Origin of the sequence: Pseudomonas sp. NFIX49 (assembly GCF_900115915.1) — a bacterium.
GTDB lineage: Bacteria > Pseudomonadota > Gammaproteobacteria > Pseudomonadales > Pseudomonadaceae > Aquipseudomonas > Aquipseudomonas pharyngis.
In genome coordinates this window covers 86,637-101,418 of record NZ_FOYE01000002.1, presented here as the reverse complement: position 1 = coordinate 101,418, position 14,782 = coordinate 86,637, and the positions used below count along the sequence as shown (strand labels likewise).

Annotated in this window: 14 protein-coding genes and 1 tRNA gene; 10 read left to right on the top strand and 5 right to left on the bottom strand. The window is 59.8% G+C overall.

Going from position 1 to position 14,782, the window contains the following annotated elements; all coding sequences use genetic code 11:
- Positions 1–15: 15 nt before the first annotated feature.
- Both purC and BMZ46_RS04815 read left to right on the top strand, forming a co-directional pair.
- Complete coding sequence (gene purC, locus BMZ46_RS04820) at positions 16–729, top strand: phosphoribosylaminoimidazolesuccinocarboxamide synthase (RefSeq protein ID WP_007958019.1); 714 nt, start codon at positions 16–18, stop codon at positions 727–729.
- Positions 730–813: 84 nt separating this feature from the next.
- Positions 814–903 (top strand) — tRNA-Ser (locus tag BMZ46_RS04815).
- 75 nt (positions 904–978) lie between these two features.
- Here the strand turns inward: BMZ46_RS04815 and BMZ46_RS04810 are convergent.
- Together BMZ46_RS04810 and BMZ46_RS04805 are read right to left on the bottom strand one after the other, a co-directional pair.
- A complete protein-coding gene (locus BMZ46_RS04810) occupies positions 979–1,875 on the bottom strand; it encodes a DUF2950 domain-containing protein (protein WP_074691095.1) in 897 nt (298 codons plus the stop codon).
- Positions 1,872–3,272, bottom strand: a complete 1,401-nt coding sequence (locus BMZ46_RS04805) for a DUF3300 domain-containing protein (RefSeq protein ID WP_074691096.1) — start codon at positions 3,270–3,272, stop codon at positions 1,872–1,874. The genes BMZ46_RS04810 and BMZ46_RS04805 overlap by 4 nt, the downstream gene beginning before the upstream one ends.
- Positions 3,273–3,529: 257 nt before the next feature.
- Here BMZ46_RS04805 and ppk2 point away from each other — a divergent pair, with 257 nt between their 5' ends.
- Complete coding sequence (ppk2, locus tag BMZ46_RS04800; protein WP_039772662.1) at positions 3,530–4,354, top strand: polyphosphate kinase 2; 825 nt, start codon at positions 3,530–3,532, stop codon at positions 4,352–4,354.
- A 61-nt stretch (positions 4,355–4,415) separates the two neighbouring features.
- Here ppk2 and BMZ46_RS04795 read toward each other — a convergent pair whose 3' ends face one another.
- Entirely contained in the window at positions 4,416–4,607 is a 192-nt protein-coding gene (locus BMZ46_RS04795) for a YegP family protein (RefSeq protein WP_039772660.1), read from the bottom strand.
- A gap of 274 nt (positions 4,608–4,881) precedes the next feature.
- On the opposite strand from BMZ46_RS04795, the gene BMZ46_RS04790 reads away from it, so the two are divergent.
- The 6 genes from BMZ46_RS04790 to BMZ46_RS04765 all read left to right on the top strand — a co-directional run bounded on the left by BMZ46_RS04790 (position 4,882) and on the right by BMZ46_RS04765 (position 10,463).
- Positions 4,882–5,850, top strand: a complete 969-nt coding sequence (locus tag BMZ46_RS04790) for a glycosyltransferase family 2 protein (protein ID WP_039772658.1) — start codon at positions 4,882–4,884, stop codon at positions 5,848–5,850.
- A 3-nt stretch (positions 5,851–5,853) separates the two neighbouring features.
- Positions 5,854–6,564 carry a class I SAM-dependent methyltransferase gene (locus BMZ46_RS04785; RefSeq protein WP_074691097.1) on the top strand — a complete coding sequence of 237 codons (711 nt, stop codon included), beginning with the start codon at positions 5,854–5,856 and terminating at the stop codon, positions 6,562–6,564.
- Positions 6,561–6,947 (top strand): GtrA family protein, encoded by a 387-nt coding sequence (locus BMZ46_RS04780; RefSeq protein WP_039772655.1) that lies wholly within the window; start codon positions 6,561–6,563, stop codon positions 6,945–6,947. Before BMZ46_RS04785 ends, BMZ46_RS04780 begins: the two co-directional genes overlap by 4 nt.
- Positions 6,944–9,040, top strand: coding sequence for a DUF6311 domain-containing protein (locus BMZ46_RS04775; protein WP_074691098.1), 2,097 nt, complete (start codon positions 6,944–6,946; stop codon positions 9,038–9,040). The genes BMZ46_RS04780 and BMZ46_RS04775 overlap by 4 nt, the downstream gene beginning before the upstream one ends.
- Before the next feature lie 73 nt (positions 9,041–9,113).
- A complete protein-coding gene (locus BMZ46_RS04770; protein WP_039772651.1) occupies positions 9,114–10,040 on the top strand; it encodes a LysR substrate-binding domain-containing protein in 927 nt (308 codons plus the stop codon).
- Positions 10,041–10,097: 57 nt separating this feature from the next.
- Positions 10,098–10,463, top strand: a complete 366-nt coding sequence (locus BMZ46_RS04765; protein ID WP_074691099.1) for a 5-carboxymethyl-2-hydroxymuconate Delta-isomerase — start codon at positions 10,098–10,100, stop codon at positions 10,461–10,463.
- 3 nt (positions 10,464–10,466) lie between these two features.
- Here BMZ46_RS04765 and BMZ46_RS04760 read toward each other — a convergent pair whose 3' ends face one another.
- Together BMZ46_RS04760 and BMZ46_RS04755 are read right to left on the bottom strand one after the other, a co-directional pair.
- Positions 10,467–11,402: a LysR family transcriptional regulator gene (locus BMZ46_RS04760; protein WP_064383125.1), complete on the bottom strand. Its 936-nt coding sequence runs from the start codon at positions 11,400–11,402 to the stop codon at positions 10,467–10,469.
- 176 nt (positions 11,403–11,578) lie between these two features.
- Positions 11,579–12,784: a cyanate transporter gene (locus tag BMZ46_RS04755; protein WP_074691100.1), complete on the bottom strand. Its 1,206-nt coding sequence runs from the start codon at positions 12,782–12,784 to the stop codon at positions 11,579–11,581.
- A 298-nt stretch (positions 12,785–13,082) separates the two neighbouring features.
- Here BMZ46_RS04755 and BMZ46_RS04750 point away from each other — a divergent pair, with 298 nt between their 5' ends.
- A complete protein-coding gene (locus BMZ46_RS04750) occupies positions 13,083–14,732 on the top strand; it encodes a phosphoethanolamine transferase (protein ID WP_074691101.1) in 1,650 nt (549 codons plus the stop codon).
- The last annotated feature ends 50 nt before the right edge of the window (positions 14,733–14,782 follow it).

Genomic DNA, 14,782 nt, shown 5'->3' with positions numbered 1-14,782 from the left:
CAAGCGGAGCCCATCATGGAAAAACGTGAAGAACTCTACCGCGGCAAAGCCAAATCGGTTTACAAGACCGACGACGCTGACCGCTTGATCCTGCTGTTTCGCAACGACACTTCGGCGTTCGACGGCAAGCGCATCGAGCAGCTCGACCGCAAAGGCATGGTGAACAACAAGTTCAACGCCTTCATCATGCAGAAACTCGAAGCGGCCGGTATTCCGACCCAATTCGACAAACTGCTGGCCGACAACGAAGTGCTGGTGAAAAAACTCGACATGATCCCGGTCGAGTGCGTCGTGCGTAACTACGCCGCCGGCAGCCTGGTCAAGCGTCTGGGCGTCGAGGAGGGCATGAAGCTCAACCCGTACACCTTCGAACTGTTCCTGAAGGACGACGCCAAGGGCGACCCGTTCATCAACGAATCCCACGTCGTGGCCTTCGGCTGGGGCACCGCCGAGCAACTGGCGCGCATGAAAGAACTGTCGCTCAAGGTCAACGAAGTCCTGAGCAAACTGTTCGACGACGCAGGTCTGCTGCTGGTGGACTTCAAGCTGGAATTCGGCGTGTTCAGCGACGGCTCCATCGTCCTGGGCGACGAATTCAGCCCGGACGGCTGCCGTCTGTGGGACAAGGACACCAAGAAGAAGATGGACAAGGACCGCTTCCGCCAGGGCCTCGGTGACGTCATCGAAGCCTACGAAGAAGTCGCCAACCGTCTGGGCGTACCGCTTTAATCGACGCAAGCATCTGATAGCACGGAAAAAATTTCGTCTGGGGGTTTCCCATTCAGCGAAAGTGTTGTTATGATGCGCGCCGTTGGAGAGATGCCAGAGTGGCCGAATGGGACGGATTCGAAATCCGTTGTACCTTCACCGGTACCTAGGGTTCGAATCCCTATCTCTCCGCCATACATAGAAAAAGCCCCGTAGCTGAGAAGCTGCGGGGCTTTTTCGTTTCCGATCCAGCGCAATTCGTTACCCCAACTACTTCTGCCCCAAATCCACCACCTCCCAACTATCATCCGGATCAAACCGCTTCATCGCCTTCGCCACCTTCTCCCCATCCGGTCCGAGGTCCTTCTGAAACACCTGGCCTTCATGGCTGATCATGAAGCTCATCACCCCGGTGTCGTTGTATTTCGCTGGCCACGCGATCAAGGCGAACCCGCGACTCATCTTGTCTCCAATCAGATAGCTGTAAGCGCCGCCCGGGGCTGACGGGCCTTGGGCGTCGAGGATGCGGAAGTGGTAGCCGTGCCAGTCTTCGTCGTTGATGGCCTGGCCGAAGGCGGGGCCGAGGGGGCTGATCTGGCCGCTGTCGTCTTCTGGCCAATAGAGGCCGTCGTGTTTGCCGGGGGAGCTGAAGATTTTCTGTGCGTATTCGAGGGCGCCGTCGCCGTCGCGGTCTTCCGAGGCGTAGTCCATTTGCGCGTCGTGATAGGCCAGCGCCGATTGCACCGCCGCCAGTTCGTTACGGCCGATGCGGCGGGCGCGGATTTCGACCTGCGCGGCTTTCATGTCGAAGCGCCAGCCGGTTTTGTCTTTGATGAGCGGGATGGGCAGCGTCCAGTGATCGGGCCCTACGGAAAGCACCGCCTTGCTGTCGCCGGTCTTTTCCAGAGTGTGCTGTTCGCGATATTGCTGCAGGAAGGCATCGACATCGCTGCGCTGCACGCCTTCACGGGGGATGAAACTGTGCCATTCCTCGCCCAGCAGTTCGGTCAGGCGTTTTTGGTCGGCGTGTTGCGTGCCGAGGGCTTCGACGAAGGCGTCCGCGGCTTTTTCCGGGGTTGGAAATACCTGCTGGGCCGAGGCGAAGCTCGACAATGCGAGGCCGGCCGCGAGGGTCAGGCAGTTTTTGACCAGAGAATGGATGTTCATCGACGGCCACCTCCTCTCTGACGCATGCCCCCGCCGGATGGCCGGCTGATCTGATGTCCGGCGGCGCGGGAGGTATTGGGACGTTGCGCGGAAATCTGGCTGGCCCGGCCGCGATCAGCCTGGACTCGGGTCTGAGACGGGGAGCGCGCGCCGGCGAAAGCGTTGTTCCGCGCACTGCCCGCGGCGGGTCGGGCTTGGGACGCACGGTTGTCACGTTGATTGACGCCCGGCTGGCGCGCCTCCCGCGTGTTGCCCTGAGCGCGGTCGGCGGCTCTGGGCCTGTCCGCGCCGCCTTGCATGCGGTTGCCGACATTGGCAGATTGCGCTTCGCGGACTTGATTGCGGGCTTCGCGATTGCTGGTGGCGGGACGTTCGATGCCGGCCCTGTCCATCGAACTGCGGGCCCGTTCCCGAGCCTGCGCCCGCTGCGCGTTGTCGCCGCGATAGACGTCACGCTGAGCCGCACCGTCCAGCTGCCGGCCATACTGCGCGCGGCTGCGGTTGTCACGGTAGGGCACGCCATCGCGATGCACGGTGTTGTGCTGCCATTTGTTCTGGTTGTTGGTGATCCGGTTGTTGGCGTTGATGTTGTTGTAACGGTTCACATCGATGTCGATGTCGTTATTGCCCCAGTCGCAGTCGCCCCACAACGACGCGACGACCGCCACGCCCGTACCGAAGGCCAGCCCGGCCACCAGTGCCTGACCCGGATAGTAAGCGGGCGGCGGCGGGTAATACACCGGCGGCGAGGCCGGATAAGGCCAGGTGCCGTAAGTAGTAGTCGGGTTATAGGTCGGAACGTAGACCACCTGCGGATCGGCGGGCTGAATGATGATGGTCGTGTTGTCGGCCGGCTTGGTTGACCCGGAAGAGATGGGCGGCGTTACGTTCTGCACCGTCACATTCTGATATTGATTGCTCTGTAGATTGCCCGCCGTCTGGGCCTGACGCCGCAAGCGCTGAACGCCGGCCATGAGTTCGTCAGGCTGGGCCAGGAAGGCATCCCCCAGACGTTGCACCCAGACCGGATCCTGCCCCAGCGTCGCCAAAACCTGCGGAAACGCCACCAAGGCCTGCACGCTCGGATCCCACGTCTGGCTGGCCACTTGCTTGACCGCATCATCGCCCTTGGCGTCCGGGTGGGCCTTGGACCAGGTCACGGCTTCGGCGACCTCTCCCGGATAGGTGGCGGCCATCAGCACTTGAGCGAGCAGTGGATCGGGATACAGGGCAATCGACGCGAGCATCTGATCGAGCTGTTCCGTGGTAAACACGGCATCTTTGGTCGCAGCGCTGGCAGCTGCCGGGGCCGCAGGCGCATCGGCGGCCTGCAACAAGAGCGGTGCAGTGCTCAAGGCGAGCAGGAGCGACGCGGCACGCAAGAGCGAACTGTGCATGACCTCTTCCCCACATCCAAATGGCAGGTTTGCATCCAGCGAGACATCCACGGCCAACATCGGACGCTGCGCCGTGATGGAGGATGGTTGGCGATTGGCGTTCCGTCAAAAACTGCACAGGCTTTTTCGAAATAAGCACGTTGTCTGTGACTTACTGCACGTTTCCTTGCGTTTTGCGATAAATGACTAAACTTTCCGGTTCCAGGTCATGCATTGCCAACGAGCCTGGCTGTCGTTCCAACCCGAGAGGTCTGGTCATGGCAAAGGGAAAGAAGAAAGACTCGCCCCGAGAAAAACCTGACGAACATACAAAACTGTCGAACAAGGACTACCTTGCCGAGTTGCGCCGCCTGCATATCGAACTGGTGAAAATGCAGGAGTGGGTGAAGGCCGAAGGCATCAAGATCTGCATCATCTTCGAAGGCCGCGACGGTGCAGGCAAGGGCGGCACCATCAAGGCGCTGACCGAGCGGGTCAGCCCGCGAGTCTTTCGCGTGATCGCGTTACCGGCCCCGACCGATCGCGAGAAGAGTCAGATGTACATGCAGCGCTATCTGCCACATTTGCCGGCGGCCGGCGAAGTGGTGATCTTTGATCGCAGTTGGTACAACCGCGCCGGCGTCGAGCGGGTGATGGGCTTTTGCACGGACAAACAGGTCGACAAGTTTCTCAAGACCGTGCCGCTGGTGGAGCGCGCCGTTGTCGGTTCGGGGGTGATCCTGCTCAAGTACTGGTTGAATGTCAGTCAGGAAGAACAGACCCGGCGCCTGGAGGCGCGCATTGTCGACGGTCGCAAGATCTGGAAGCTGTCGCCGATGGACCTCAAGTCCTACAGCCGCTGGTATGACTACTCCCGGGCGCGGGACGACATGATTGAAGCGACCGACACCGATTACGCACCGTGGCTTGTGGCCAACTCGAACGACAAACGTCGGGCGCGGCTCAATATCATCTCCGACCTGCTCAGTCGCATCCCCTACAAAGAGGTGCCGCGAGAGAAGGTGACATTGCCCAAGCGGCAGAAACCGGGGGGATACAAAGAGTCGGATTATCCGTTCAGGCACATTCCCGAGAGGTTCTGAAACCGCATTCGTCAAGTCGCCGGAGCTGCCAATACAGGCAGCTCGGCGTCTTGGGTTTTCCTCAGATCTCCTTGACCGGTGTCTCACCCTTCACACCTTTGATCAACTCGATCACATGCAGACAATCCGCCTTGTTCACATACGATTCGCCACTGGCGACCGTCTCGTGATTCCCCGCCCTTAATCTCCAGCGCCATTGGCCTTTACCGGTGCTCGGGGTGCCTTTGGATTGCCTGTAAATCTCGAAATACATTCAGTTCGCTCCATGCGATGCGTTTGTGCGACAACCTGTCGCTTCGACGCAAGCCTAGCGGAGCGCGGTTTTTTGGCTATCGAGGATTTGTTTCCAATCGTTCGTGAATGTTTCTGAAAGGCACGGGCCAGAGCGCAGGGATCGTCCTCCGGATTGGCCGGAACGCCCTCGTTTCACCCTTGCATGACATTCAGGGCTGCTGCTTAATACGGTGCGGCTCATGGCGTCGAACAGCGTTCGGCGACCGACAATCACTATAAAAAAGAGCAGTCCATTGACCCACTCGAATGGAACGCAGCACGCGGGCCCGGTGACGTTGTCGCTGGTAGTGCCCGTATTCAATGAAGAGGACAGCCTCGACGGCTTTCTCCTGCGCATTCATCAGGTTTTCGAGCAAGAGGCGCTCGTCCAGCTGGAACTGGTGTTCGTCAATGACGGCAGTTCCGATACGACGCTGGAACGCTTGCTGCATTGCCAGCAGAGCGATTCGCGCATCCGAATTGTCGATCTGAGCCGCAATTTCGGCAAGGAAGCGGCGTTGTCCGCCGGATTGCAGGTCGCAACGGGACAGATCGTGGTGCCGATCGACGTTGATCTGCAGGATCCGCCCGAGGTCATTTTGCAAATGATCGAGCGTTGGCGTGAAGGCTTCGAGGTGGTGCTCGGCCATCGCCTTAGCCGGCGCAACGATACTTGGGCCAAGCAAACTTCCGCCAGTTGGTTCTATCGCCTGCACAACAAAATTGCCGAACAGTCATTGCCGGAAAACGTCGGTGATTTCCGGCTGATGGATCGCTGCGTGGTCGACGCGCTACTGACGCTGCCCGAATCCCGGCGCTTCATGAAAGGCCTGTTCGCCTGGGTCGGATTTCGCACCACCCAGGTCGAGTACGAACGCCCGGAGCGGGCGGCGGGGCATAGCAAGTTCAATGGCTGGCGGCTGTGGAATTTTGCCCTGGAGGGCATCACCAGTTTCAGCACCGAACCGTTGCGGATCTGGACGTATCTGGGGGCGCTGGTCTCTCTGGTGTCGTTCGCCTTTGCGATGTTCATTGTGCTGCGCACGCTCATTCATGGCGTTGACTTGCCCGGTTACGCCTCGCTGATGGTTGCTGTGACGTTTCTCGGCGGCTTGCAGTTGATCGGCATCGGCGTGCTCGGCGAGTACCTGGGCCGCACTTATATCGAAGCGAAGCGCCGGCCGGTTTTCCTGGTGCGCCGCATTTACGAATCCAAGGACTGAAGCATGGATCTCAAGGAAACCGACATCCTCGGCGACAGCATCGGCGAGCATTGGTATTACTGCTCCAAAGCGGCCGCCACCCGCCGCCTGCTGGGTGAGGCGCCGATCAAACGAATTCTCGACGTCGGCGCCGGTTCAGGATTCTTCTCCCATCATTTGTTGACCCGCACGGCGGCGCGCGAAGCGTGGTGCGTGGACATCAGCTACCCGGCCGATTCAAGCGCCACCACCGCCGGCAAACCGGTGCATTACCGTCGCTCGATCGACAACGTCGACGCTGATCTGGTGTTACTGATGGATGTACTGGAACACGTCGAAGACGACCTCGGCCTGCTCAAGTCCTACGTCGACAAAGTGCCGTCCGGCAGTCGCTTTCTGATGACCGTGCCGGCGTTCCAGTTCATGTGGAGCGGGCACGATGATTTCCTCGAACACAAGCGTCGCTACACCCTGGGGCAATTCGAGGCTCTGGCGGGCAACGCCGGATTGACGGTGGAGCGGGGCGCCTATTATTTCGGAGCGGTGTTCCCGCTTGCGCTGGCGTCGCGCCTGATGCCCGGCGGCACTCGGGGTTCGGCACCGCGTTCACAGCTGAAAAAACACCATCCGTTGGTCAATATGCTGCTGAAAACCCTGTGCAGTCTTGAGCTGCCGTTGATGGGTATCAATCGCCTCGCTGGTCTGAGTGTCTTCGTGCTGGCGCGCAAGCCGTGACACCCACTGAAAGATCCGCCTTGATCCAGCGCGGCTTGCGCTTCGCCGTGACCGGTCTGTTTGTCACGGCGCTGCACGCGCTGGTGGCGGTGCTGTTCATCAACTTCGTCAGCCCCCTGCCTCCGTTGGCCAATGGTGTGGCCTTTATCGTGGCGACGGTGGTGTCCTACATCATCAACACCACCTGGAGTTTTTCCGCCCGGTTGCACGGCAAGACCCTGCTGCGTTTTCTGATGGTTTCGGCGGGTGGCTTTCTGTTGGCGATGTTCGTGGCCTGGGCGGCGCAGATGGCCGGGCTGCATTATCTGGCGGGTATCGGTGCAGTGGCGCTGACGATTCCGGCGTTCACGTTTGTACTGCATAACTTCTGGACGTATCGATGAAGGATTCACGCGAGCATCCGGCTCTATTTCTATTGCCCGTGTTATTGGGTGTTCTGGTGTTTTTTCTGGTAGTCGGGCCGCAGGCGCTGAACCCGCAGAACATTGCCTGGCTGCAGCAGGGCGATCCTGCAACGCATTATCTGGGCTGGGCGTTTTTCCGGCATTCGCCGTGGGTTTTTCCGCTCGGGCTCAATCCTTCTTACGGGTTGGAACTGGGCAGTGCGATCATTTTTTCCGACTCCAATCCTTTGCTGGCGCTGCTGTTCAAACCATTCAATGCCTGGTTGCCGGACACCTTTCAGTATTTCGGATTGTGGCTGCTGGCCTGCTGTGTCCTGCAGGCCTGGTTTGGCTGGAAACTGATGGGGCTGATGACGGCCAATCCCGTGATTCGACTACTGGGTGCCGGGCTGCTGGTGTTCTCGCCAGCGATGTTCTTGCGCATGGGCGGGCATCTTTCACTGGCCGGCCATTTCCTGATCCTGGCCTCGCTGTACCTGGCGCTGCTGCCAAATCTGCGCCGACGGCGCCTCGCCTGGGGAGCCTTGCTGGCGGTGACGGCATGGGTGCACGCCTATCTGCTGGCGATGGTTGCGCTGATCTGGGTGGCGGATCTGCTGGGCAAGACATTCAATCAGTCTTTGAGCCGGCGTCAGAGTGTGATCGAAGGGGGCATGCTTTTCGCCCTGGTGAGCGTGTGTTGCTGGCAGGCCGGTTACTTCAGCATTGCCGATGGTGCGGCCTCCGGCGGTTTTGGTTTGTACAGGATGAATCTGTTGTCGCCCGTCGACCCGGCTGGCTGGTCATTGATCCTGCCTGACCTGCCAAAGGCTGACGGGGATTACGAAGGTTTCAACTACCTTGGCCTGGGCGTTCTCTTGTTGATGCCGCTGGCGCTGATGGCCTGGTTTCGCAACCACCAATCGCTGAACCATCAGGTGCGCGCACGTCCATGGCTGTTGATGGCGTTGTTGGGTTTATGGCTGTTCGCGCTGTCGAATCAGATCGGCATCGGGGCGTGGAACTTCGGTTATCCGCTGCCGAAAAGTCTTGTCGCGCTGGCCAATATCTTTCGTGCCTCGGGCCGGATGTTCTGGCCGGTTCTGTACGTCTGCATCCTGGCTGCGATTTTTCTGGTGGTGCGCGGTTATCGACCGCGTATCGCCATTGGTCTGCTTGCGGTGGCGCTGCTGATCCAGGTCGCCGACAGCCGCAACGGCTGGATGGGGCTGCGGCAGGGAAAATGGGTGGCGCCTTCGTCGGTCTGGGCCAGCCCGATGACGGATCCTTTCTGGACGAGTGCCGCAGCGCGTTATGCCAATGTCCGCAGCCTGATGCCACGGAATCAGGGTGAGCGCTGGCAGATGATTGCCGGTTTCGCAGCGACCCACGGGATGAAAACCGACGCGGTCTATCTGGGACGCATGAGCACTTCGGCGCTGGCGCGGGCACAGCAGAAAGCACGCGCGATGCTTGACTCGGGGCAATACGACGCGGATTCTCTGTACCTGCTGGACGACGATGCGCTGGTCGATGCCGCCAGAACCATCAACAGTGAAACCGATCTGCTGACGCGCGTGGATGGGGTTGCGGTGCTGGCGCCGGGCTGGAAACGCTGTGTGCAGTGCCCGTCCGTGGAGGATGAGGGGCGGCGGATGTCACTGATCCCCCTCACTCGCCCGGGACAAACGCTCACCTTCAATTATCGAAACCGACAACTGGTCAGCGGCTGGTCGACGCCGGAAAGCTGGGGGACGTGGACGGAAGGGCGACAGGCGAAAATCCAATTGCGGGTGCTCCCTCCGACACGCTCGATCGTGATCGACGCATTGGCATTCATCCAGCCCCGGCACCCCGGCCAGCGGGTGATAGTCAGTCTGAACGGCCAACAGGTACTGGAGACCCGTTTGACGCAGTTTCAAGATAATCGCCTGGAAATCCCGATCAGCGCCCAGCTCAGCCAGCGCCTCGGGAGCGATGACCGGCTCGATATCGAATTGCAGCTGCCGGATGCCATCAGTCCCCGACAACTGGATATCAACGACGATTCACGGGTCATGGGCCTGGGGCTGAAGACGTTGACGGTGCAATGACGCCGCGTTTCGATGGACGCCGCCCTCACGGCCTTTCTACACTGCCGCCATCTGGGAATCGGGGGGGCAATGGATGAACCGCAATGAACTTCGCAAGGCCGACATCAACCTGATGGTGGTGTTCGAGACCTTGATGCTCGAACGCAACGTGACCCGGGCCGCCGAGAAACTGTTTCTCGGCCAGCCGACCATCAGTTCGGCGCTCAACCGTCTGCGCACCCTGCTTAACGATCCGTTGTTCATTCGCGTCGGCCATCGCATGGAGCCGACCGCCCGTGCCGAAGACATTTATCGCCATCTCAAGCCTGCGCTCGACTCGCTGTCGGTGGCGCTGAGCCTGACCCGGGATTTCGATCCCGCCGTCAGCACCATGACCTTTCGCATCGGTCTGTCGGATGACGTCGAATTCGGTCTGCTGCCACCGTTGTTGCGCGCCTTGCGCCAAGAGGCGCCGAGCGTGGTGTTCGTGGTGCAGCACGTCGATTACTGGCGGATTCCCGATCTGCTGGCCGCGGGCGATATCACCGTCGGCATCAGCCAGACCCGCGGCCTTCCGGCCAATGCCAAGCGCAAATTGTTGCGGCACATTCAGCCGAGCATCCTGCGTGCCGACAAGTCCGACACGCCACTGACCCTCGATGAATATTGCGCACGACCGCACGTGCTGGTTTCCCACACCGCGAATGTCAGCGGCTACGCCGATGAGTGGCTGGCGGACATCGGCCGCACCCGTCAGGTGGTGCTGTCGGTGCCGCAGTACAGTTCGTTGCCGGCGCTGCTGGCCGGCACCGATCTGATCGCCAGCCTGCCGGACTACACCGCCGATGCCATGGCCGCATCCGGGCTGCTGTTCAAGGAGCCGTTCCCGTTCAAGACCCCGACCCTCGACCTGTCGATGGTCTGGCTCAGCCACGTTGACAGCGACCCGGCCGAGCGCTGGTTGCGCTCGCGGCTGGAGCAGTTCATGAGTGAGCGTCCGGTGATGTCATCGCTGGAGTGAGTCAGACGATGCTGTGTTATATGTACGACCTTTCTGCCGAACCGCTGGAGCACCGAGATGCCACATCTGCACCTGGAATACACCGCCAACCTGCCGCAACTGAACGCCGACGTGGCGTTGATCCGGCTCAACAACACGCTGGTGGGTTCCGGTCAATTCGCGGCGGAGTTCGATATCAAGAGTCGTGCCACCAAGGTTGAAACCTTCAAGGTCGGCACCGCCATGAACGAGCGCGCCTTTGTGGCGGTAAGGCTGGCGCTGCTCAGCGGTCGTTCCTCGGAGATCAAGACGCAACTTTCGCAGAGCCTGCTGGCGGTGTTGCAGGAACTGTGCGAATGGCCGGTCGGGGTCGAGGTGCAGTTGAGCGTGGAACTGCTCGACATCGACCGTGGGTCCTACAGCAAGACCGCCATTGGCGTGTAGGACTCAGGCGGCTTCCAGCTCCGCGCAGGTCTTGATGACCTGCTCGCGCAACCAGAGGTTGGCGCTGTCCTGATCGACGTTGTGGCTCCACTGCATGTCGAGGGTGAAGCCCGGCAGACCATTGGGCGCCTCGCAGTGCTGGAACACCGCGTCGTTGGTCAGCAAACGCTGAATGCGCCGGGGCAGGGTCAGGATGAAGTCGGTGCCGGTGATCATCTTCAGCGCCGCGCTGTAACTGTTGGAACGGGCGACGATCTGGCGTTTCTGCGCCTGCCGTGCCAGCCAGCCATCGACCATGTTGGTGGTCGACGTCCACGGTGTCGGGAACACATGCCGGCGTTCGGTGAAGGCTTGCAGGCTCAGGCGCGGTTCCAGCGGCGTGGCGCGTTTGTCGAAGACGCAGACCAGGTCATCTTCCAGCAGCATGCGTGATTTCAGGTCGGCGTGACTGCGATGGAAGTTCGGACCGAAACAGATCACCAGATCGAGACTGCCGTCGCGCAATTCTTCGACCGGCACGTCGGTCTCGAACTTGTGCATGTTGACCATCACCGGCAAATCATCGAAGTCGAAGCGTTTCAACATTCGCGGCAGGATCAGTTGCTCGAAGTATTCCGGTGCGCAGATGTTGAAGGTCACCGGTTGCGCCATCGGGTCGAAGGTCGGGGCGCCGGCGTGGCACAGGTTGATGCTTTCGAGGATTTTCTGCACATGGCCGTACATGCTGCTGGCCTTGTAGGTCGGACGCATGCCTGTGCGGGTGTTGACGAACAATTCGTCTTCGAAGCTGGTGCGCAGTTTTTTCAGGCAGTAACTGACGGTGGACTGACTGACAAACAGCGCCTCCGAGACATCGGTGACGCTGCTTTGCTCATACACGGCGACAAACACCATGAGATCCTGCATGTCGAGCTTTCTAAGCAAGTTACTGTTCAGCATCCGTTCTGTCTCGCTGTGCTCCTTGCGCCGAATCCGCGCAAACGTGTGCGCTTGATCGTAACGGAACGATGGTGCCAGGAGAAAGCCCTGTAGGACGTTTCACGGTCAGTTGTGGGACAGAAAGTTTTAGTAACACGACGTGCCCAATCAAACCCGGCAAAGATGGCCAGAAGCCTTTATCCAGACGGGTCGGTCAGATTAGCCATGTGCCGTGCGTAATGCCGTGGATTGAAACGCAGCACCATCAGCAGCATGAGCGCCATCACTGCTGTCAGTGACCACCACGCCCACTCGAAGCTGCCCAGTCGATCGCGAACCACGCCGGCCATCAGCGGCGACAGTGCGGCAATCAGGTAACCGATGCCTTGTACAAATGCGGTCAGCCCGCCGGCACGTTGCGGTTCGTCGAGGTGATCTAGGGACACGATCAGGCTCATCGGGAACAGTCCGCCGATGCCTAACCCGAGCAGGCAGGGCCACAGCAGACTCAGGTGCAGCGGGCTGAGGATCAGACCCAGGAATCCGGCGATGATCAGGCCGAGCAGGGCGCCAAGCACCAGGCGTCGGTCACGGCTGCGATTGGCGATGGCGGGCACCACCAGCCCGGAAATCACCTCCATGGCCGTCAGAAAACCCAGCATCAGGCCGGCGTTTTGTTCGCTCCAGCCTTTTTCCACGTAGTACGGCGCCAACCAGGCGAGCACGCAGGTGTAGGACGCGGTGCCCAGACCGAAGAAGATCGCGAGCAACCAGGCGCGGGAATTCGTGAAGAAAAATTCTTTTCTGACGACGGTCCGGATGGTGTCCGGTGACGTGGCGCGGGTTGTCCACCACACAGGAATGGCGAGCAGTGCCAAAACCGCCCAGACCGCCAGACCTGCCCGCCAATTGCCGGTCTCCACCATCACCCACGGTGCGAACGATGCGGCCAGCGCCGCGCCGCCCATGATCGAAGTGACGTAAAGCCCCATGCACAGCGCCACGTTGTCGGGAAACCGCGATTTGATCAGCGCTGGCATCAAGGCCTGGATCAGTGCAATGCCGATCCCGGCCAGCACGGCGCTGGCGATCAATCCCCCCGCCGAGTCGAGGAACAACCGCGACAGCGTTGCCACGCCAATGATCAGCAACGACAGCAGCACCGTGCGCTGTTCACCGAGGCGCTGGCTGACCGCCATGCCGAAAAACATCGCCAGCCCCATCGCCATCACCGGCAGCAGGGTCAGTAACGCTGCAAGGCTGAAACTCAGCGGCACATCGCCGCGAATGGCCGAGAGCAAAGGCCCCACCGCCGCCATCGACGGACGCAGATTGAGGGCGACCAGGATGATGCCGGGCATCAGCCAGACAGCGGGGCGGGCAGTGGCGCGAACGTTTTCCATCTTCAGACCTTTGAACCGTAGGCGGTCGATTAGGCGGGCAGGCGAGCAGGGCGGCAAATCAGAAAGTCAGGAGCGCTATCGAGAAATTCGATACGGCGTTTTCGTTGCCCGCGACTGAACCACAGCTGAATCATTCTCAAATACTCTGCAAGTTTCATGGTTATTTCATGTGCCAACTAATCGTTGGCTTCTTTTTCACAAAAAATTGATGGTTGCCTGCATAAAGTTTGTGTGGTCTGAGTCAATGAAATTTTCACAATTGACGACGGCACTTATTCCAAGGAAATCGCCACTCGCCATGTTCAAGTTAAAAGCCGTGCGCCCGGAATGGGTGACGTTGTTTGCCAGCGCCTTTCTTTTGGCCGGATTCAATTTCGTTCTCTGGCAGCACCTGTTCGATATCACCGCTGCGGACGGCAAAGGCATTGCCATGCGCATTGCGTTCGGGGTGATGATCTTCGCGGCGTATAACATCGTGCTGACGTTGCTGGCGTTTCGACCCGTGTTGAAACCCGTGTTGACGTTGTTGTTTATGGTCAGTGCCGGCGTGGCTTATTTCATGAGCCAATACGGGGTCATGATCGATGCCGGCATGTTTCGTAACTTTGCTGAAACCAATGCCACTGAAGTGCGCGATCTGCTGTCTTTGAAGTTGCTGGCTTATATCGTGTTTCTGGGTGTCTTGCCGTCCTGGTTGTTGTGGAAAGTTCCAGTCAACTATCGTCGCTGGCATCGCGAGTTATTAAGCAAAGTTGTGGTTAGTGTCGCGTCGGTCGCGCTCATTGGCGGCGTTGCGCTGGCCAATTATCAAGGGCTGTCGTCGCTGTTTCGCAATCACCACGAAATTCGCTTGATGCTGGTGCCGAGCAACTACATCGGCGCCTCGGCCGGTTATCTGCGTGAGCAGGTGGCTTCGGCGCAGCAACCGTTCGTCACGATTGGCGAAGACGCCCAGCGCAATGCCGCCGTGCAAAATCATCCGCGCAAATCCCTGACGGTGCTGGTGGTGGGGGAAAGTGCCCGGGCGGAAAACTTCGGCATCCTCGGTTATAACCGCGACACCACGCCGAAACTGGACAAGGAAGCCGGCCTGATCGCCTTCACCGACGTGCATTCCTGCGGCACGGAAACCGCCGTGTCGGTGCCGTGCATGTTCTCCAACATGGGCCGCAAGGATTACGACGCCAGCAAGGCGAAGAATGAGGAAGGGCTGCTGGACGTGCTGAAACGGGCCGGGATCGACGTGATCTGGCGCGACAACCAGTCCGGCTGCAAAGGCACCTGCGATCGCGTCACCCTGCAGGACGTCAGCAACCTCAAGGATCCGGCGCTGTGCGCCAACAGCGAATGCCGCGACGAAATTCTCTTGCAAGGCCTGCAAAGCTTCATCGACCACCTGGACAAGGACACCGTGCTGGTCCTGCATCAGATGGGCAGCCACGGCCCTGAATATTTCAAGCGCTATCCGAAGGAATACGAGCACTTCACCCCGGTATGTGAAAGCAACGCGCTGAACAATTGCAGCCGCGAGAGCATCGTCAACGGCTACGACAATACGCTGGTGTACACCGACCATGTGCTGTCGAGCCTGATCGACGTACTGCGCAGCAATCAGGACAAGGTCGATACCGCCATGCTGTACCTGTCCGACCACGGCGAATCCCTGGGCGAGTACAACCTGTTCCTCCACGGCACGCCGTACATGCTGGCGCCGGAGCAACAGAAACACGTGGCGATGCTGGCGTGGTTCTCCGACAGCTATCAGAAGTCCTACTCGGTCGACACCCATTGCCTGCAAATGAGCCGTGACAAGCCGCTGAGCCAGGACAACCTGTTCCACTCGATGCTCGGGCTGCTGGAGGTGCAGAGCAAGGTCTACCAGCAGGATCTCGACATGTTTGCCGGTTGCCGGGGCGCGGTGATCGACGGGGTGTTGGCCAAGGACTGAGCCGGCAGACTCACTCTGTAAGACTATTCTTTCCCTCAGGCAGGAGATTT